General features: G+C 69.5%; 13 protein-coding genes. 4 read left to right on the top strand and 9 right to left on the bottom strand.

Features of this window, described 5'->3' with window-relative positions; translation table 11 throughout:
• Window positions 1-345: 345 nt before the first annotated feature.
• The 7 genes from CV1CTNOD_RS05260 to CV1CTNOD_RS05290 all read right to left on the bottom strand — a co-directional run bounded on the left by CV1CTNOD_RS05260 (window position 346) and on the right by CV1CTNOD_RS05290 (window position 8,956).
• The gene (locus CV1CTNOD_RS05260) at window positions 346-1,458 is read right to left on the bottom strand and encodes a CU044_5270 family protein (RefSeq protein WP_207386203.1); all 1,113 of its coding nucleotides are present in this window, start codon (window positions 1,456-1,458) and stop codon (window positions 346-348) included.
• Window positions 1,458-2,033: an RNA polymerase sigma factor gene (locus tag CV1CTNOD_RS05265; protein ID WP_131785035.1), complete on the bottom strand. Its 576-nt coding sequence runs from the start codon at window positions 2,031-2,033 to the stop codon at window positions 1,458-1,460. Before CV1CTNOD_RS05265 ends, CV1CTNOD_RS05260 begins: the two co-directional genes overlap by 1 nt.
• A gap of 278 nt (window positions 2,034-2,311) precedes the next feature.
• Complete coding sequence (locus tag CV1CTNOD_RS05270; RefSeq protein WP_131785036.1) at window positions 2,312-3,427, bottom strand: glycosyltransferase family 4 protein; 1,116 nt, start codon at window positions 3,425-3,427, stop codon at window positions 2,312-2,314.
• A 44-nt stretch (window positions 3,428-3,471) separates the two neighbouring features.
• On the bottom strand, window positions 3,472-5,298 hold the full coding sequence (locus tag CV1CTNOD_RS05275; protein WP_431607071.1) for a glycosyltransferase: 1,827 nt from the start codon (window positions 5,296-5,298) through the stop codon (window positions 3,472-3,474).
• Complete coding sequence (locus tag CV1CTNOD_RS05280; RefSeq protein WP_242606386.1) at window positions 5,295-6,674, bottom strand: glycosyltransferase family 2 protein; 1,380 nt, start codon at window positions 6,672-6,674, stop codon at window positions 5,295-5,297. The genes CV1CTNOD_RS05275 and CV1CTNOD_RS05280 overlap by 4 nt, the downstream gene beginning before the upstream one ends.
• The gene (locus CV1CTNOD_RS05285) at window positions 6,671-7,894 is read right to left on the bottom strand and encodes an ABC transporter ATP-binding protein (RefSeq protein WP_131785054.1); all 1,224 of its coding nucleotides are present in this window, start codon (window positions 7,892-7,894) and stop codon (window positions 6,671-6,673) included. Before CV1CTNOD_RS05285 ends, CV1CTNOD_RS05280 begins: the two co-directional genes overlap by 4 nt.
• Window positions 7,895-8,020: 126 nt before the next feature.
• Window positions 8,021-8,956, bottom strand: a complete 936-nt coding sequence (locus CV1CTNOD_RS05290) for an ABC transporter permease (protein ID WP_131785037.1) — start codon at window positions 8,954-8,956, stop codon at window positions 8,021-8,023.
• A gap of 273 nt (window positions 8,957-9,229) precedes the next feature.
• Between CV1CTNOD_RS05290 and CV1CTNOD_RS05295 the strand changes: the two genes are divergently transcribed.
• Both CV1CTNOD_RS05295 and CV1CTNOD_RS05300 read left to right on the top strand, forming a co-directional pair.
• Entirely contained in the window at window positions 9,230-11,809 is a 2,580-nt protein-coding gene (locus tag CV1CTNOD_RS05295) for an HAD family hydrolase (RefSeq protein WP_131785038.1), read from the top strand.
• A 357-nt stretch (window positions 11,810-12,166) separates the two neighbouring features.
• Window positions 12,167-13,747 carry a class I SAM-dependent methyltransferase gene (locus tag CV1CTNOD_RS05300; RefSeq protein WP_242606387.1) on the top strand — a complete coding sequence of 527 codons (1,581 nt, stop codon included), beginning with the start codon at window positions 12,167-12,169 and terminating at the stop codon, window positions 13,745-13,747.
• On the opposite strand, the gene CV1CTNOD_RS05305 is transcribed toward CV1CTNOD_RS05300, so the two are convergent.
• The gene (locus tag CV1CTNOD_RS05305; RefSeq protein WP_131785039.1) at window positions 13,680-15,476 is read right to left on the bottom strand and encodes a DUF2142 domain-containing protein; all 1,797 of its coding nucleotides are present in this window, start codon (window positions 15,474-15,476) and stop codon (window positions 13,680-13,682) included. The two genes, CV1CTNOD_RS05300 and CV1CTNOD_RS05305, sit on opposite strands and share 68 nt — an antisense overlap.
• A 338-nt stretch (window positions 15,477-15,814) precedes the next feature.
• A complete protein-coding gene (locus CV1CTNOD_RS05310) occupies window positions 15,815-16,534 on the bottom strand; it encodes an acyltransferase (RefSeq protein ID WP_242606388.1) in 720 nt (239 codons plus the stop codon).
• 306 nt (window positions 16,535-16,840) lie between these two features.
• On the opposite strand from CV1CTNOD_RS05310, the gene CV1CTNOD_RS05315 reads away from it, so the two are divergent.
• Window positions 16,841-17,776, top strand: a complete 936-nt coding sequence (locus CV1CTNOD_RS05315; protein WP_131785057.1) for a glycosyltransferase family 2 protein — start codon at window positions 16,841-16,843, stop codon at window positions 17,774-17,776.
• A 25-nt stretch (window positions 17,777-17,801) separates the two neighbouring features.
• Window positions 17,802-19,217: a glycosyltransferase gene (locus CV1CTNOD_RS05320; RefSeq protein ID WP_131785040.1), complete on the top strand. Its 1,416-nt coding sequence runs from the start codon at window positions 17,802-17,804 to the stop codon at window positions 19,215-19,217.
• The last annotated feature ends 516 nt before the right edge of the window (window positions 19,218-19,733 follow it).

The raw sequence follows: 19,733 nt of genomic DNA on the forward strand, positions 1-19,733 counted from the left end.
ACCGTCGCAACCCGCTACGACAAGCTCGCTGTCCGCTACGGAGCTACCGTCACCATCGCCGCGATCAACGAATGGCTCCGATGACCGACTTTCCAAACACACCCTAGCATGTCCGGGCGTCTAACCGGTTCGAACGCAGGCACGCCACGCTCCACATCCGTCGTTTGTCCTCAGGGACTCCGCTCGCCCCAGGGGCGCTCTCTGCAGTAATGCGCTGGATACAGACCCCCGACGGACTCTAAAGGACCCTGGCTACGGCAGCTCGTTGAGAAGCGGTCGCCGTAGCCAGGGCTTTTTCTTCGTGCGGGTGTGGCCGCCCAGGTATTCCGATCCAGGCTGGGATCTTCAGTGAGTATCGCCGACGGTGTGAACACGGCTGGCCGTGATGATCTGGGTGTATCTCGCGATGGTGGGGCCCGGGGGTAGGTGCAGGCCGGGCGGGGCGTTGGGAGTGTCAACCATTTCGATCGTCAGTGGCGCACCGGTGTCGGAGAAGATCACATATTGAGTACCCACGACGAGACTGGTGTGGTCGGAAGCCACGACGCCAATAGCGTGGCCGGGGCGTCCGGCCCGGTCGCGGATGGCTCCGGCGTCGAAGACCGTCGGGATTTGCGCGAGGACGTCGTAGATCGCGGCGTTCTGCTGCGGACTGGTGAGACCGGAGGAGAGCAAGGAAATCACGTCCAATACGATGCCAAGGTCACCTGGATGGCCCGCGGCTGCGTTACGGGAGCTCAGGAGGGTGCGGAGCTGTGTAGCATCGGTGGGACTCTTTGAAGGATCGTGATCCGGTGGTCCGAGGGGAAATTCCCCCTGACCCATCCGGTTGATTCTGTCTTCCATCGGAGCTGGTCCACCGACGTTGCCCCCGGCGCGGTCGATGTTCTGCAGATATTTCCGGATCCGCTTTGATCCATCCGGCCGTTGCCAGAAATCAATGATCGTGGTGCGGGCCACGGTTGTTGACTTGTGCTGTGCGACCGTGACGTCAAGCCCGTACGTCTGGCTGCGTGCGTAGAGCACCGGGCCCACCCCCGCCGGAGACAATCCGCGTTGCAGCTCTGCTGCGCGGGTCAGCGCCCGGACGGCCGCGGCGTGGTCGCCCGCCGTGGCGGTGAGCAGCGGCGCGGGGAGCAGCGGCGCCGCCGTGGCGCTGTCCCCGGTCCGCAGTACCGTCCCCCCGACAAGCAGAGCAGCGATCGCCAGGACAAGACCGGCGGCGGTGACCAGTGCTCTGGGCCGGGGATAGGTACGGCGCGGCGCGAACAGTCCGCCGCGGGCTGCCCGTCCGGACGGCTGGTCGAGGGTCGCCAGGAGCGTCCGGAGCACCCGTTCACCGTGCTGACGCTCCGCCTCGGTCGGTGCGGTGTCGGGCACCGGGTTGGCCGGGGCGAGTAGCGCCCGGATCGTTGCGATGTCGCGACCGGCAGCAGCCGGGTCAGAGGAGTCGCGCATCAGGGCCTTCCTTCGATCGGGGGCGGTATCGGGACGGCCGGGGCGGGCATGGCGGCGGTCCCGCCCAAGGCCTTCTGCAGGCGACGGCGTGCCCGGTGCAGACGTACTTTGGCCGCGGACGGCGAGATGGCCAGCACGGCTGCCAGCTCTGCGAGGTCAAGGCCTTCCCAGGCGACGAGCCGCAACAGCTCCCGCTCACCGTCGGGGAGTTGCTCCAGCGCGCTCAACGCGACGTCTTTACCGACGGCCTCGTCCGCGATATCACCCACCCGTGTCGACAAAATGCCGGGACGCTGGGCGGCCACCGAAATCTTGGCTGCGAGCCGCGCCGCTCTGACTCCTGCTCGCTGTTGGTTACGCACCGCGTTGCCCGCGATGGTGTACAGCCAGGCGCGGGTCTCGGGCGGTGTGGCAGGCCGACGCTGCCAGGACCGCCAGGCCACCAGGAACGTCTCCGACACCACGTCCCAGGCCACCATGTCATCGCCGAGCCTGCGTTGAGCGAACCGCAGAACCATCAGGTGATGGTCACGAAACAGTTCCTCGAACAGACGTTCGGTCAAGCTGGCGGGCACAGGGGCGGTCCTTCCATGGGCGTCGTCGTATTAGGTCCGACACCCCCCCTGGGTTACAGGCTCCCGCATTATCCTCCAGCAGGGTGTTTCCACTCGATGATCGCGCCATCTCTGTCGGCAGAGGCGAGCAGGAAGGTGCCCCGCCTGTGGCACCACCACCAGCTCCCACACCCAGTCGGTGTGGCCGGTGAGTTCTGCGACCAGGGCAGGGCTGTCCGGTCCGCCTGTGGGTGCGGAAGCCGTAGGTGGAAACCGGTTGCTATCACAACGGTTTCCACCTACGTGTCGGAGCGGGCGACCGAGGTATAGACGGCGGCGGTGTGTTCGGCGGTGCGCCGCCAGGTGAACGTCCGAGCGTGGGAGCGCCCCGGGGCGGGGTCGACCTCCTCCTTGAGCACGCCGATCAGCGCGTCGGTGAAGGCGTCGGCATCCATCGGTGGCACCAGCCGCACACTCTTGCCGGCGAGCGGGCCGACGACTTCCCGGACCGCGGGGATGTCGGAGGCGACGACCTGTGTCCCGGCCGCCAGCGCCTCCAACGGGGGCAGGCCGAACCCCTCGTAGAACGAGGGGAAACACAGGGCGCTGGCCCCGGCGACCAGGTTGCGGAGCTGGTTCGTCGCCAGGTAGCCGACGGTGACCACCGCTCCGGCCGGCAGCCGCGACAGGTCAGGGGCCGGCCCCCACCCGGATGGCCCGACCAGGAGCAGCGGTGGTGCGTCGGCGACATCGCCGTGCAGGCCGCGGACCGCCTCCAGCAGGGTCGGGAGGTTCTTGCGCGGCTCGAGGGCGCCGACGAACAGCAGATACCGCTCGGGAAGCCCGCGGGCGGCGAGCCAGCGCGCAGACGGCGGGGACGCATCGAACCAGGCCGCGTCCACGCCGAGCGGTGTCACGGTCACCATCGCCGGATCCAGCCGGTAGGTGTCGACGACCTCCGCGGCGATCGCCGCGCTCGGCGTGACAACCGCGGCGGCACGGCGCAGGCCGCGCGGGACCAGCTCCCGGTAGCGGGCGGACGCCGTGGAGACCGTGCCCGTGAGCTTGAGGTAGGCAAGGTCGTGGATGGTCAGCACACCGCGGGCGCGCCGCGGTGGCGGCAGCACGAAGTTCGTGCCGTGCACCACGTCGACCGCGCCGGTCAGCCACTCCAGCTTCGGCACCTCGGTGCGGGCCCATGCCTCGTGCATGAGCCGGGCCGGGATCCGGCGCGCGGCCGGACGCACACCCGGTGGCAGCGCCGGGGCGAACCCTTCGAGCCCACGCCAGGTGAACGCGGTCGCGGCCACGTCCAGGCCGGGCAGAAGCGGTAGTTCGGCGAGCAGGTGGCCGGTGTAGTGGCCCACTCCGGTGCGCGGGCCGAGCAGGGGCGTTCCGTCCAGGATGACCCGCATCGGCCTCGCTCCTCTCCGTGTCTGCTGTCCGGGACTGTTCGGGGTCAGCGTCCGTAGAACTGGTGGCGGGTGGCGATGTCGAGCCAGCGGGTGGCGAACGCCGCGTCCGAGTACTCCTGGGCGCGGGCGATCGCGCTTGCCGCAAGCCGCCGGCGCATCCCGTCCTCGGCGGCGAGGCGCCGGGTGAACGAGGCGAGCTGCTGCGGGGAGGTCCAGCGGAAGCCGTCGAGCCCGTGCCGGACGATCTCGCGCTGGCCCGCGTGGTCGATCACCACGGGAACACACCCCCCGGCCATGGCCTCGACCGTGGTCATCCCGAAGTGCTCGGCCGTCCAGGGCCGGCGGTCGACGTCCTCCCCGTAGCCGGTCGCGGACCAGAACACCGAACAGGTGGACAGCAGCCGTTCCACCTCGTGGCGTGGGGCGTTCGGGTGGATCTCCACCGGCAGGTCGCGGGCGGCATCCCGGATCTTCTCCAGGTAGGGGAGCTGGGAGTCCTCGCACCCACCGACAACATGCATCCGCCAGCCGGGCAGCGCGCCCGAGCGGTACAGCTCACCGAACCACTGCACCATCTCCAGCTGCCGCTTCGCGTGACCCAGGCCGGGGGCGAACAGCCGCCCCACGCTCAGCACCGAGCGTTCCCGCTCTTCGGCCGGGGTCAGGCTCGCCACCTGGATCGGCGGGTAGAGGATGTCGGAGTCGGTCCGCCACAGCCGGCGGATCCAGTCCCGGGTGTAAAGCGAGTTCGCCATGACCACGTCGTAGGAGTCGAGGTAGCCCAGGTCGCGCGGGTCCGCGAGCAGCCAGGGGAAACGCAGTGCCACGCGGGCCCGGACGCCTTCGCGCCGATCGGTCACCCGCGGCCGGCTGACCGCCACGCCCAGTTGGCGTACGTCCCGGGAGGCCGTACCGCCTCCCGCCGGCGTGCCCGTTCCTTCCGGCGTGCCTGGTGCGCCCGGCACGCCCGGACCGCCCGCCGCCGCGGGCGTGAACGTCTCACTGACCAGGGCCAGCTCGGTCCCGGTGGACGAGGCGGGCAGCGGCACGGCGATCGGTGTGAACGCGCTGCCGACGTCGACGCTGGCAAGGGTCTGCCCGGCCGCGTCGAGGATGCGCAGCCGTACCGTCCCCGACGCCCCGGGACGGCCGATGTCGGCGTGCAGCTGTCGTTCGCCCCCGGCCGCGACCGAGAGAACCCCCGCGCCGTTCGTCCAGACCCACTGCCGGCGGCGACCGCCTTCGGGTGGATACCAGCCCGTCCCGTACCCCACCGCCGGACGCACGCCCCGCAGGAGCGGGCCGCAGGCGCGGATGGCGGTCCTGCGCCACGCCGCAGCGTCATGATCGGCGGGTGTCGGGAAGAAGCACAGGTACGCCGCGTGCCTCGAACGGGGGACCAGCCGGCTCATGTACGAACCGTTGACGAACAGGTCGTAGCCGGCGCTGGCCTCCGCGACGGCATCGTCACCCCGGTCGGGCAGCAGGCGGTACCGGCAGCCGGACAGGTCGAGTCCAAGGTGGTCGCCGAGTGCGTCCAGGTCGACCGTCGAGTGCCCGAGGATGTCGACCCGGACGCCTTCGGCCGCGAGCACCTGGGCGATCATCCCGTTGTGGCGTTCCCCACCACCCATGGAATGCCAGAACCTGTTGTAGACGGCGGCCCGTACGGCCCCGGCAGGCTCGGGTACCTCCCGTGGGCCCCGCGCTTCTTGCGGGTCTTCCGACTGGCTGCGTACCTCCCGCGAGGTGTCGGCCGGGCGCTGCGCGGTGACCTCGGCGGCGACCGGCTGCGCCGTGGCTGGCTGCGCCGTGGCTGGCTGCGCTGTGACTGGCTGCGCTGTGGTCGGCTGTGCCGTCGGCCTGGTCATCGTTGCACCAGCCAGTTCTCCAGCTCACGGTGGCGTGTCGACGCGGTCCGCGAGATCATCCGTCGGCGGGCCAGTATGGCCGACAGCAGCCGCAGGTAGGAGGCGATGACCTTCAGCCGCAGCCAGGTCGGGCGCAGCGGGGGCCGGGAGCGTGCCGCCCATGCCTGGCGCAGCGTCCGGAGCGCGATCGACACGGTCGTGAGTGGATAACGGGCTACCGCCGCCACGGCGATCCGGGCGCTCGCGTCCTTGGTGAGCATCAGCAGCCGGTTACGGTCGGTGTGGAAGACGAACAGCGGCGACCATTCAACACTGGATGCCGAGTGGACGTGCCGCAGCACCGCATCCGGTATGTACCGGATCGTGTAGCCGTGGGCGCGGATCCGCCAGGACAGGTCCGTGTCCTCGTAGTAGAGGAAGAAATCGTCGTCGAACCAGCCGAGTTCGTGCCCGAGCCGGGTACGGATCGCCATGCCGTTGCCGCAGGCGGTGAAGACCTCTTCGGCCTGGGCGAACTGGCCGGTGTCGACCTGCTGGTAGCCGCGGTCGGCGCCGTAACCGTCGTGCAGCACGATCCCACCGACGTTGTTGATCACGTCGACGCGCGCCACGCCGTCCGGGACGGCGAACTCCACCGTGGACGGTTCGGCGCCGGCGTCCAGGGTGACCGACCCGCCGTCCCAGCTCAGCGTCACCGGCTTGGGTGCCTGGCCGGCCCAGGTGAAGCCGAGCGTGACCGGGCCACCCTCCGGCACCGGGACGCACAGCTCGCCGTCACCGCGGGTCCAGAAGAACGGCGCCTCCGGGCCCCCTTCGGCGCCGAAGGCCAGTTTCTCCCACAGCACCTCCCGCAACGCCTCCCGCCCGTTGACGGTCACCGACGACACCCGGACGCCGAGCGGACGCGAGTCGTGCGGGCCCGGGGTGAAGGTCGCGGTTGACAGCTGTAGCCGCAGGAAGCGGGGGAGGAAGACGACTTTGCCGGTGACCGCGCCGAGGCGTTCGCCGCCGGAGGCGTCGAACGGCGCCAGCAGGTTGGCCAGCCAGTCCGGCTCGGGCACCGCGTCGTTGTTGAGCAGGGCGGCGTACTGCGTGGTGACCGTGCGCAGCGCGAGGTTGTTGCCGCCGGCGAAGCCGAGGTTGGTCTCGGAGGGCACGAGCCGGACCCACGGGTAGCGCTCGGCCAGCAGGGTCCTGGAGGAGTCCGTCGAGGCGTTGTCGACCACCCACGTCTCGAAGGCGAAGCCGGTGACCTGTTTGGCCAGCCCGTCCAGGCATGCCGGCAGCAGGTGCGCGCCGTTCCAGTTGACGATGACGACGGTCACCAGCGGGCTGGTCGACGCGGTGGTCGGGCCGGTGGCGGCCGGGCCGCTCATCCGCGGGTCCTCGCCTCGTAGTCGACCTTGAGCAGGCCACCGGCCTGCGGGCCGCTGATCCCGAACAGGTCGTCGAACCGTCGCTTGGTGATCGGGACGCCGGTGGCGGCGTCGGAGACGTGCACGCTGATCGCGAACGCGCCCAGCAGTTCGGGGATTTTCGGCACGGTGAAGTCCACGGTGAAGAGTCCGGGTTTGCTCGGTATGCCGCCGACAGACGTCTCCATGAGCCAGATCGGCAGATCGTGCTGGCCGAGAACGTAGACGTGCAGGTAAAGCCGTTCCGGCGCGTCCTGGGTGAGATCGAGGGTGAGGGAGACGGTGAGTTTCTCACCCGGATCGAACTGCACCTGGGGCGGCCCGCCCGGATCCCGGGCGAAGGTCACCAGGACGGGACGGGCGGCGGCGACGTCGTAGGGCACTGGACCGTCCGAGGGCAGGCTGCCCAGGCGTTGCCGCAGCAGCCGGGTACCGATCTCCGGTGCGCCATCGAAGATCATCGACCCGGATTCCAGGACCAGGATCCGGTCGCAGATGCTTTCGATCAGGTCCAGGGAGTGGGTGACGAACAGGATCGTGCGTCCCTGCGTCCGGAACTGTTCGATCTTCGCCAGGCACTTCTTCTGGAACGCCTCGTCCCCGACCGCCAGCACCTCGTCCACGAGCAGGACGTCCGGGTCGACATGGACGGCCACGGCGAACCCGAGCCGGACGTACTGGCCGGAGGAGTAGTGCTTGACCTCATCGTCGATCTTGTGGGGAAGTTCGGCGAAATCGACGATCGAGTCGAACATCCGGTCGATCTCGCGACGGGACAGGCCGAGCAGGGACGCGTTGAGGTAGACGTTGTCCCGCCCGGTCAGCTCGCCGTTGAAACCGGCGCCGAGTTCCAGCAGGGAGGCGATCCGCCCGCTGACCGAGATCTCACCGTGGGTCGGGCGCAGGATCCCGGCCAGCACCTTCAACAACGTGGACTTGCCGGAGCCGTTCGCCCCCGCGAGCCCCACGGTCTGGCCGCGGCCGATCTCCACGTCGATGTCGCGCAGCGCCCAGAAGTCGTCCCCGCTGGCCTGCCCACGGCGGACGAACAGCTCCTTGAGGCTGGTTGCCCGCCGATGGTAAGAGATGAACTTCTTGCCCACGCCGGTCGCCCGGATCACCGCCGGAGCACCCGGTGGGTCCTCCGGCGGTGCTGCTGCCGCCGCGTCCGCCGCGTCCACGACGTCCGCGGTGCCGCCGGTTACGGCCGGTCCGGCTGGTGACTGCTGCGCTGGCACGTCTGTAAACCTTCCTCACTGCCTCTGCCGGCACGATCGTGACGATCGTCGCGCCTGCTTCGGCCGGGTTCAGAGATCCTCGGCGAAGTCGGCCTGCATGCGGCGGAACACGTGTGTTCCCAGCCAGAGCAGGCCCAGCGACATCGCGCCCGCGATGGCAAGGTGCTCAAGGTAGAAGAGATATCCGGGGTCGGCCAGGATTCCCTGCCCGGTTGTGGGATTGACAGTGGGCCCTTTGTAGATCGCCCGCTGGAAGGTCGCGATGACCGTTGCCATCGGATTCAGGAAGTAGATCCACGTCCACTCGTGCAGCAGTTTGCGGATCAGTCCGACCGGATACACGATCGGGTTGAGCCAGAACCACGCGAGCAGCGCCACCTCCAGCAGGTGCTCGGTGTCGCGATACCGGACGTTGAGACCCGACACGAGCATGGACAGACCCACCGTGAAGGTCATCGCCACCGCGAAGGCCGGTACCAGCAGGAACAACTGGAGACCTACGAAGCTGTAACCCAGCGCCGCGACCACCACGAAGAGCACGGCGAGCTGCAGGACGAAGTGGACGACGGCGAATCCCACGGCGGAAAGCGGCAGCACCGGCAGCGGAAAGCGGACCTTCTTCACGAGGTTCGCGTTGAAGACCACGCTGCCGCTGGCCGCGGACGCGCTGGCGGAGAACGCGTTCCAGATCAGCAGGCCGGACATCAGATAGACGCCGAAGCGCGGCACCCCGGCGCTCATGATGACCTGGAACACGAGGGTGTACACGGCGAGCAGCAGCAGCGGGTTTGCCAGTGACCAGGCGAACCCGAGGGTCGACCCCTTGTATTTGATCTTAAGATCCTTGCGGATCAGGTTGCGCAGCAGCTCCCAGCGGACCCGGGTCTGGGCGTGGCTGCGGCGAGCGAGCCTCCGCGACTCCGGACCCTGCTCGTCGTCGTGGATCCGTTGCCGCGTCTCCGGCCGGGCCGCCGGCGTGGAGCGCTGATCAATCAGGTTCGACACCGACAACCTTCCGTGAGCTGTACCGAGTGGGAAACGGGTCCGACGCTACCGAGAACACCTGATCGCACGGACCGGAGCACACCGCGTCGGGGCGACACGGGGCCGGCTTGGGTACTCCGGTGACCGGACTTGGGTACTCCGGTGACTGGAGCTGCAGAGCCGATTCATAGTATCGGGCCGTTCATTCAGCTCCGGCCGGTCGCCGTCCAGCTTGACCCGGATACCAGCCGGCCCGTCGGAGGTGGCCGCGCTGGCTGCCTGTGGAGGACGCCCGTGTTCACCGACGTCCGGATCCGTGAGGTCTGGTCCCAGCTGGAGTCCGGAGGGGCCGAGGTGCTGACTCTGGACGTGTTCGACACGTTGCTGCTGCGGCTCGTTCCCGAGCCCACCCACGCCTTCCTGCTGCTCGGGCATCGGTTGGCCACGGCCGGACTGCTGCCGCCGTCGGTGTCTCCCGCGCAGTTCGCCCAGCTCCGGGTGCATGCCGAGACCAGGGCACGCGAGCGCAGCCAGGCCGGGCGCGGCACACCGGAGGCTCGCCTGGACGAGATCTGGTCGGTGCTCGCGGCGGCGCTGCCGAACAGCGGCACCATCGATGATCTCGTCGCCATGGAGGTCACCCTCGAGCGGGACATCTGCCGGGCGGACCTGGCCGTGGCCGAACTGGCCGAACTGGCCATCACCAAGCTCGGCCGGCCCGTCTACCTGGTCTCCGACACCTACTTCTCCCCGGACCAGCTGCGCCTGCTGCTGCGCCGTCCGGAGCTTGCCGACATCAGGTTCACCCAGGTGCTCACCTCCAGCGACGCCGGGGTGAACAAGAGCAACGGCCTGTTCTCCCACGTGCTCACCGCAGCCGGTGTGGCGGCGTCCCGGGTCATCCACCTCGGTGACAATCCGGTTGCCGACGTCGAGGGCGCCCGCGAGCACGGGATCCTCGCCGTCCACTACCCCAAGTACACCGGTGGGCTGGAGACGACGCTGGACCTGGAAGGGCTACGGTCCCGACCCACCTCCGACACTCCCGTCGACCCGGTGCACGGCGACTACGGGGTGACCGCGATCCGGGCCCGGACCCTGCACCGGACCGACGCGGCCGCGGTCCCATCGGGTCTGCGACGCCACTGGGAGACCGGCGCGACCGTGTTCGGCCCGGTGTTCACCGGATTCGGCGAGTGGGTCGCCGAACGGGCCGCGGCTTACGGGGTCGACCGGGTCCACTGCCTCATGCGCGAGGGGTTGTTCCTCGCCCGCGTGCTGGAGGAGCCCGGGCACGACCGCGGGATCAAGACGTCCCCGCTGTGGGCCTCCCGGCAGGTGTGCGCGCTGGCCAACGTCTTCGAGGGCAGCCCCGAGGAGTTGCGCGGCTTCCTGACGCGGCGGCACGCCCCCAGCGTCGGGCAGCTGCTGCGCCAGCTCGGGGTGGGCGTGGAGGAGGTGGCCGGGCTCTCGGCGCTCGCCGGCAGGCGTCTGGACGTCCCGGGCCTGCGCGAGGAGACCCTCCAGGCGCTGTGCAACGACGAGCGGCTCCGCGGCGAGATCGTGACGACCGCGAGCCGCTTGCGTGAACGTTACCTGCGCTACCTCGACGCCCAGCTCGGCGAGGCGGACACGGTTGTCATCGTCGACCTGGGCTGGGGTGGCACCATCCAGGGTCTGCTGCACCGGCTGCTGGTGGCCTCCGGTCGTGAGGTGGAGATCGTCGGCCTGTATCTGGCGACCAACGCCGGCGCCCAGGTGCATCGCCTCTCCGGATTGCGCCTGGAAGGCTACGTCGCCTCCGGTGGCGAACCGGAGGCGCTGTTCGCTCCGGTGATGCGCAGCCCCGAAGTGCTCGAGCAGCTGTGCATGCCCGACGTCGGCTCACTGATCGGCTTCGACGAGGATCTCAACCCCGTTCTCGGTGCCGACCACACCTCCCGGACGCAGGTCGCGCAGCGCGCCGCCGTTCAGGACGGGGTACTTGCCTACCAGCGGGAATGGTTGCGTTACCACCGCTGCGAGACGCCGATGCCGTCCCTGGTGTCGGACGGGGCACGGCTGGCGGCCCTGCGCACCCTCACGCGGTTCGTGACCCGGCCGACCCCCCAGGAGGCGTTCGCGTTCGGGATGTGGTCGCATGACGACAACTTCGGCTCCGAAACTTCGGAGGGACTCCTGCCCGCCGATCTGCTGCGCAGGATGCCGTATCTGACCCCGGTCGATCTCGAGAAGATCCCGATGCAGGAGCTCTACTGGCCGGCAGGGGTGGCGGCGGTGGCGAACCGGTCCCTTGCGGTCGTCAGCGGGTTGGCCGCGGGCGCCGGGATCTCGGCGCTGGAGGTCTCCCCGGAGGCCGCCGCCGGACCCGTCGAGGTCTACGTCGACACCGGGGCCGACTTCGCCAGCGGCCCGAAGGAGTCCGCGGTCACCCGATCCGGGCGGGACGGGCTGTCGCTGGTGCGCCTGCGGATCGACGGGATCGGTGTCCGCCGGGTGCGCATCGACCCGGCCGGCCGGCGCGGTCTGATGCGGCTGGACTGGTTGAAGCTGTCCTTCCACCTCAACAACGTGGTCGAACCCTACTCGGTAACGATCACTTCGGTCCTGGACGAGGCGCAGCTGCACCTGGTCGGGGCTCGGGCCCTGCAGCCGAACCTGGTCGAGATTCTCGGTGACGATCCGCAGTTCATCTACGTGCTCGACCCGGTGGCGCAGGCGCATCTGACGGCCACTTACACCATCGACGTCGAGATCGCCTTCGGATGGCTCGGGATCCGTTCCGACCCGTTGGCGATCCCGACCGCCGAGAGCACGCCGTTGTCACGCCGGGCCGTCCGTCGACTGCGGCGTGAACTGGAAGACCGGTTCTGAACCCGTTCCTCAGCGGGCCAAAGGTGACGCGATCATGTTTTTCCCGTGCCGCCGGAGGCCCCGAGAGACATTGGGTCAAAGATGGCGCGATCGTGCCTCTCCCGCGCCGCCGAAGGGTTCCGGAGGGATGCTGGAGCCGGAGGTGGTGCGACGGTGGCCCTTTCGCGCCGCTGGAGGCCCCGAAGAGACACTGGGGCCGGAGGTGGTGCGACGGTGACCCTTTCGCGCCGTTGGAGGCCCCAAAGAGACTCTGAGGGAGAATCGGTCGATCGCGATTGTGCGGTCGTCGTGGACAATGTGGACGGGGTCGCTGTGGGTGATGCAGCTGTGGGCGGGGGCGCCGTGAACGATGTCGCCGTGAGCGAGACGGTTGAGCCTGGCTCCGTCGGGGACGGCGGGCCTCGCGGCAGCGCTGGTGAGCAGCCGGAGGCGGGCACGTCGACGTCGGATACCGGTAACCAGGGTGCCGTGGACGCCGGCGAGGGCGTCCAGGGTCCGTATCGTGACACCGCCGGCGTCGCCGAGTCGGCTGGCACCGCCGAGTCGGCCGGTCCACCCGGCGCCGCCGATACAGCCGAGTCAGCTGGCACCGCCGAGTCGGCCGGTCCATCCGGCGCCGCCGGATCAACCGGGGTAGCCGGGGCGCCGCCGAGTTCGCGGTGGTTCGCTGGGCCGCCCGCCGACCATGATGCTGCCGCGCGCAACGACCGGGAGGGTGGCAGCGCGGTCGCCACCCGGGTGTCGTGGACCGGACCGGATGCCGCCGCCGGGCACGAGGACGTCGCCGCCGGCGACCACGGGGAGGATGCTGCGGGCGGGAGCGGCGGCCCCGACGTTTACGCGGTCGAGTCGACCATCAACGACACGCTGCAGCCGCTGCTTCTGCACTCCCTCGCGGAGCTGCGGGAGATCTGGGTGCCGCTGCTCGAAGCCGCCGACGTCCGCAGCGTTGCCGAGATCGGCTCGGAGAGCGGCGCCGCCACGTCCCTGCTCGTTGACCTGCTGCGCGGGCGAGGCGGTGGGAAGCTGCTGGTCGTCGACCCCGACCCGGGTGTGGTGCCCGAGCCGGGGGACGGGCTTGAGGTTGACGTGGTGCGCGGTTACAGCCCGCAGGCCCTGGTCGGGCTCGTGCCCGCGGACGCCTACCTGATCGACAGCGATCACAACTATGCGACGGCAACCGGTGAGCTGGAGACGATCGCCGACGCGGTCCGGGCCGCAGGCCGCCCCCATCTCCCTCTACTGATCATGCATGACGTGGGCTGGCCACACGGCCGGCGTGACTCGTACTACACACCTGAGCGCATCCCGGAGGCGGCGCGGCAGCCGTACTCGTGGGACCTCGGGGTCCGGCTCGACAGCACCGGCGTGGTCACCGGTGGTTTCCGGGGTGAGGGTGCGTTCGCGTGGGCCCGGTCGGAGGGTGGGCCGGGCAACGGTGTCCGTACGGCGGTCGAGGACTTCCTCGCCTCCCGCCCTGAACTGCGCCTGTTCGTGGCGGCGCCGATCTTCGGTCTGGGCGTCGTCGTGGACGACCGGGCCCCGTATGCGGGACGGGTCGCCGAGATGCTCCGGCCGTGGGCGTGTAACAGCCTGCTGACGCGCCTGGAACGCAACCGGTTGGATCTGTACCTGCACGTGCTCCTCCTGCAGGACGAGATAATCGATGCCGCTCGTAGGCGGCAGCGGGAGTGGGCGCGCCTGGACCTGGCCCTGGCCGACCGCGCCGCGAGTGAACTGCGGTTGCTCGACGCGGTGGCCGAGGCCGAGCGCGCACTGGACGCGGAGCGCACGACTTCCCAGCAGCTGCGCGCCGCTCTTGCCGACGAACCGAAGCTCGTGCACGCGGCCCGGCTGGCGAACGCCGCGCTCAAGGCGCGGTTGGGTGGCCGTCGGGGTGTGCGGACGGTGCAGGCGTTGCTGCACGGTCGCCGCTGAGGTCCGGAGGGTCCGACTCCCCGGGGCACCATCCGGATACCCGCCGGCCCGCGGTTTCCCCCGTGCCGGTACCCGGGTGGCCGGTACCCGGGTGGAGCACGGTCACCCGGGTGATCCGTGCGACGCTCACGGCAGCCAGGGCCGCAAGGGCCAGGGTCGACCCAAAAACAATCTTGATGTCGAGCGGTGCCCACGGTGACCAGGCGGCCATGGCGTGCAGGGCCGTGACCGGCCCGCCCCCGGCGGGTTGCCAGAAGTGGCCGAGCACGAGCCGCACCGCATCCCACTGGATGCCGGCAGCGGCGGCGAGCACGGCAAGCGGCGTCCAGCGGGCGAGGCGGCGGTCCAGCGCGGCGGCCCCGGCGCCGGCGAGGACCGCTATCCCGACGAAGCCGGTGAACAGGTATCGGCCCGAGACCGCGGTCATGTACCCGGTGCCGGCAAGGTGGACGGCGGCCTGCCCGCCGACGAGCATGACCAGGCCGGCCGTCGGCCACAGCATGAACAGCAGGTTCGTGCGGTCCGCCCGGACCCGGGCGCGCAGGATGCCCCACGCGGCCAGGCCGCCCAGCACGCCCGAGGCGGTGAGTACCAGCGGCCGGGGAAGGTCGACCTCGTACCAGCCGATGGAACCCCACCAGCGGGTCAGCAGCCGTCCGGACATCCATGACCAGTAGACGGTCCAGTCCCGCCCGACGTACTCGCCGAGCGGGAAACCCGGCGTGCGTGGCTGGACGGTGTGCCATCGAAAGATGTTGATCAGCCACCACCAGCCGCCGGCCGCGATCCCGAACCCACCGCAGAGCGCGGCGGGCAGCCGCAGGGAGCGCGCGCCGCGCAGCCGCGCGCGGACGTATGCGGCGGCGATCATCGGTACCAGCACGACCGCGAAGGACTTCGTCAACAGCGCAAGCCCTGCGAACAGCCCGATCCAGCATGCGGTCCGCGCTGAGGTGTCCCCGCGCAGCACGTGGGCGACGGCCACCGTGACCAGCCCGCCGAGGCCGATCAGCAGATTGTCGTTGTTGACGCTGGAGCCGATATGGATCAGTTGCGGCACGGCGCAGGGAGTCAGCGCGGCAACGGTCGCGGCGACCGGAGAAGGATGCAGGCATCTGGCGGCCGCGTGAGCCAGCAGCGGCAGCGGCGCCACCAGCAGGATGCTGATCATCCGCAGCAGGCCGATGGTCACGTCCCAGCGAAGGGTGTCGCCGCCGCCCGGGATCGCTTTGAGGATCATTGCGTCCACCCAGTAGTACAGCGGCGGATGCTGGACCATCTGCTGGACGTAACCCGACGGCTGCCCCGGGGATGCGAGATCCTTCCAGGCCGGCCGCTGGGAGCGCGGGGGCGCGTCGCGTTCGGGGATCGGGGCGACGGTGAGCTCGTAGGGGTTGTTCCGGCTACCGAACGGTGACGCCCTGATGGCGCCGACCCCGTCCGGTGTCACCACGGCGCTGCCCGGACGCGGCCAGCCGTCGCCCTGGACCAGCCGCATGACAGCGTCGACCTGGTTCGGTTCGTCCGGTGCGTGGTACTGGGGTACCAGTACCGACCAGGAGGCGAGCAGGAACGCGAACACGGCGGTGATCAGCCAGATGTGCCCCGACGTCCGGCGCAGGAGCCGGAGAGGGCCGAACCGCTCCGGTGGGCCGTTGCCGGACGGTTCCTCCGCACCGGTGGCGGAGGGCGTTCCGGTGGCGGAGGGTGTTCCGGCTGCGGCCTCCATCGGAGCGGCTCCGGGACCCGGGCCTCCTGGACCTCCCGGCTCGGCTTCTGAACCCCGAGCACGAGAAAGACATGATCTCGCCGCCTCTGGTCCTCTGGCGGGCAAGGGCTGGAAACCTCCGGCGGACGGATGGTTGCCATCGTACGTAGGACTATGTGACTTTTCACCGGCCGCGCGTGATGTGAACGATTTCGTTCTCTCCGGTCGTCGTCTCCGGTCATCGGAGCGAACGCTGGCGTGATCGTGTCGGCGGAAACACCCACCGGTGGAAACGCCGGAAAATCCGGGCCGGAGGAGCGACGTCTGAAGATCAAAACTGGAAGATCAAGGGCGGAGGATCAACGCCAGGAGTCGACCGGGCCGACCACCTTCGCCGGGCTGCCCGCGACGATCGTCTTGGCGGGGACGTCCCGGGTCACCACGGCGCCGGCCGCGACGACCGCGCCCTCACCGATCGTCACTCCCTTCAGGACGATGGCTCCGGTACCGATCCAGGCGCGATCCTCCAGGACGACGGGAGCGCTCATCGGCTGCTCGACGCCGTCCACCGTCATGGGATGGAAGTCGTTGTCGAGAATCTGGGTGTTCCAGGAGATGTTGCATCCGGCGCCGATACTGACCCGTTCCCGCACGAGGATCTTGGCGAAGCCGTTGATGTTGACGCCGTGGCCGAGTTGCAGCAGGCCGGAGTCCACTACGATGCGGGCGCCACGCTGCACGGAGGCGACTCCCTCGCACCGCAGGCGCCCCTCGGGGTGGATCCGTAGCACGGAGGTGTCCCGCCGTGTCGAGATCCCGAACGGGCCGAGGCCGATCCGCAGCGCCGCACCGTCGGTGAACTCGATGCGCTCGCGACCTTCGAGCACGGTGGGTGAACCGATCCAGATGGGCTGCTGGTACGCCAACGGATAGCGCAACCCGGCCACGAAGGACCGTGCCGACGCCTCTCGCCCGGCCCGCAGCGCCCGGACGTGGCGGGCGTACTCGCGTAGATCGTTGACGAACTGCCGGTCGAGCCGGTTGACCTGACTGCCGAGATGCTCGATGAGCCCGCCCATGGCCGGAAATCCTAGTCACCTGCGCTGTCAGTCGGCTGGTGAGGTCGGACGGGTGGGCCACAGCGTCGCGGGACCTCCATGACCGGCTGGTATTAGCGCCGTGTAACCCTGGCATTCGGACGGGGGCACCAGGACGCGCGCAGAGGAGGTTGTGATCACTCGACCCGACCGGCCCGGCTGCTCCGGCCACAACCCGGCGGCACCGGTGAACTCGGGTGAACTCGCAGTTCCCGGACGGAAATCAGGAGCCACATCGACGTGAGTGCCAGCGTTGTACGCGCATCTGTCAGCTCCGGCGCACCCGTCCTGAACCGGCAACAGACCGGGGTCGGATCGGTGGCGGAGATACCCGCCGCGCCCTACGTAACGGTCGTTCTTCCCTGCTACAACGAGCAGGATCACATTGTCCGCGAACTGGAGCGGATCACCGCCGCAATGGACGCCAGCGGCTACAGCTACGAACTGCTGGTCATTGACGACAAGTCGACCGACAACACGCTGGCGTTGCTGCGCGGTGTGATGCACCAGTTCCCGAAAATGAGGTTGATTTCGTTCCGCCGCAACGGTGGGTCGGGCACCGCACGCCGGATCGGCACGCAGGACGCCCGCGGGACGATCGTGGTCTGGACCGATGCGGACATGACCTACCCGAACGAGCGGATCCCGGAGTTCGTCCGCCATCTCGACGCCCATCCCGACGTCGACCAGGTCGTGGGCGCGCGCACCACCGAGGAAGGTACGCACAAGTGGGCGCGGGTGCCGGCCAAATGGTTCATCCGGATGATCGCGCAGCGGCTGTCCGGTATGAAGATCCCGGACCTGAACTCGGGGCTGCGGGCGTTCCGGCGGGATGTCTCCCTGCCCTACCTGCGGTTGTTGCCGCCCGGGTTCTCCTGCGTGACGACGATCACGATGGCGTTCCTGTCGAACCAGCATCCCGTCGACTACATCCCGATCGACTACGCGAAACGCTCGGGCAAGAGCAAGTTCCATCCGTTCCGCGACGCGCGCCGCTACATCCTGCAGGTGCTCCGGATGGTGATGTACTTCGACCCGATAAGAGTGTTGATGCCGATCGCATTGTGGATCATGGGGTTGGGTTTCGTGAAGCTTGTCGTCGACCTGGTTCGTTACGACCTGCGGGTCACCACGTCCACGCTGCTGGCGATTCTCGTCGGTTTCCAGATCGTCGTGCTCGCCCTGATCGGCGATCTCGTGGCCCGTTCCCGCAGTGACAACTGATCCCCCGGTGACAACTGATCCCCCGGTGACCACTGACCGATCCCGGGCGCGTGCCGGGTCGCGGGCGCGGATCGCGATCGTCGGTCCGACCCACCCCTACAAGGGGGGCGTCGCCCAGCACACGACCGAACTCGCGCACCGGCTCGCGGCGCGCGGACACGACGTCCGCGTCGAGTCCTGGTCGGCGCAGTACCCGGCCCGGCTCTACCCGGGCCGGCAGCGGGTGGGCGATCCCGAGACGGAACCGTTCCCGGCGACGTCCTACCCGCTGTCGTGGCGACGGCCGGACTCGTGGCTGCGGCTGGGCCGGCGGCTTCGCGCCGACGTCGACGCCGTGGTCATCGTCATGGTCACCCCGGTCCAGGCGCCGGCCTACCTGGGCGTCCTTGCCGGCCTACGACCGGCGGAGAACAGCGTCGCCGGTCTGCGGCCAGCGGATCCGCGGCCGGAAAGTACACCGGCGGGCCCGCGGCCGGCGGGGAACGGTCTTGCCGGGCTGCGGCCAGGGGATGTCCCGGCGGGCCCGCGGCCGGCGGAGGACAGTCCCGCCGCCCGGGGGTCGAGGGGTGCCCCTGCCGTCCGCGCGTCGGGGGATGGACCGGTTGCTCTCGCGCTGTGTCACAACGTGCTGCCACACGAGCGGCGCGCCCTGGACGAGCCACTGGTGCGGGCGGTGCTGCGCCGGGTGTCGGGGGTCCTCGTGCACACGCAGGCCGAGGCCGAACGCGCCCGCCGCCTCACCGCCCGTCCGGTGTCGGTGGCGCCGATGGCGCCGCACCTGTGGACGACCGGTGGCGGGGCCGTCGCCGGCAGCGGCGGGTCGCCCGCCGTGGATCTTCCCGTCCTGGAGTCCAATCCCCTGAAGCCCAATCCCCTGAAGCCCAATGCCGGGCGGCACCGGGACGGCGTTCCCGGCCGGAGGCTGTTGTTCTTCGGGCTGGTCCGGCCGTACAAGGGCCTGGACGTCCTGCTGCGGGCGCTCGCCGCCGGCCCGCCCGACGTGCACCTGACGGTCGCCGGGGAGTTCTGGGGCGGGGTCGGGGACACCCGCAGGATGATCGACGAGCTCGGCCTGGCCGGGCGGGTGGACCTGCGTCCCGGCTATGTGCCGGCCGCCGACGTGCCAGCCCTGTTCGCGGCTGCCGACGCCGTGGTCCTGCCGTACCGGTCGGCGACGGCGACCCAGAATGTCGATCTTGCGCATCGGTACGGCCTGCCGGTGGTGGCGACCGCTGTCGGCATGCTGGCGCAGGCCGTGCGGGACGGGGTGGACGGTCTGCTGGCCACACCGGGCGACCCGATGTCGCTGGCCGCCGCGCTGCACCGGCTGTACGAACCGGGCATGCTCGACGCCCTGCGCGCCGCGGTCGTCCCACCGGATGTGGACGCGGCGTGGGATCGCTATCTGACGGTGCTCTGCGACGCGCTCGGCCGGCTATGAGACGGCTATGAGACAGCGATGAAACGTTGTGCTTCGAACAGCCGAGAACAACGTGCTTACCGTTACTACGCGTCAGATCCTCCGACCGGGGGGCAACTGTTGGGCGGCCAAGCGTGGTCGTGCATTCGATCGTCGGTCCGTGGTTACTTGTTGTGAATTGGCGGACTTTTGTTTGGATAAGGATCCGGGCGGCGTTTCCTGCCGTCGGCGAGATGTATCGGGAACAAATTTCGCGCAACATCGACGTGGGGCATCCGGGAGTAGTGGCGCAACGGCGGACGGTGTGGCACGGTGAGCCCCGTGAACATGACGGGGTGACATCCGCCCAGCCGATGGTGGCGGGCCTGCTCCGTTCCGTCTCTCACCGCTGATTCTCTCACTGTTGTTTTCTTTCGTTGTTGTTTGCTGCGCGTTCATGTGGGCGTGCAGGTCACCCCATGTCTTCTTCGGGTTGTGCCGTGTGCCGGCGCGATCTGCCGGGTCCTGGGTTCTCCACTCTTGTCGTGCCGTTTTCGT

This window comes from Protofrankia symbiont of Coriaria ruscifolia, from assembly GCF_900634745.1.
In the GTDB taxonomy this organism is placed as follows: Bacteria; Actinomycetota; Actinomycetes; order Frankiales; family Frankiaceae; genus Protofrankia; species Protofrankia californiensis.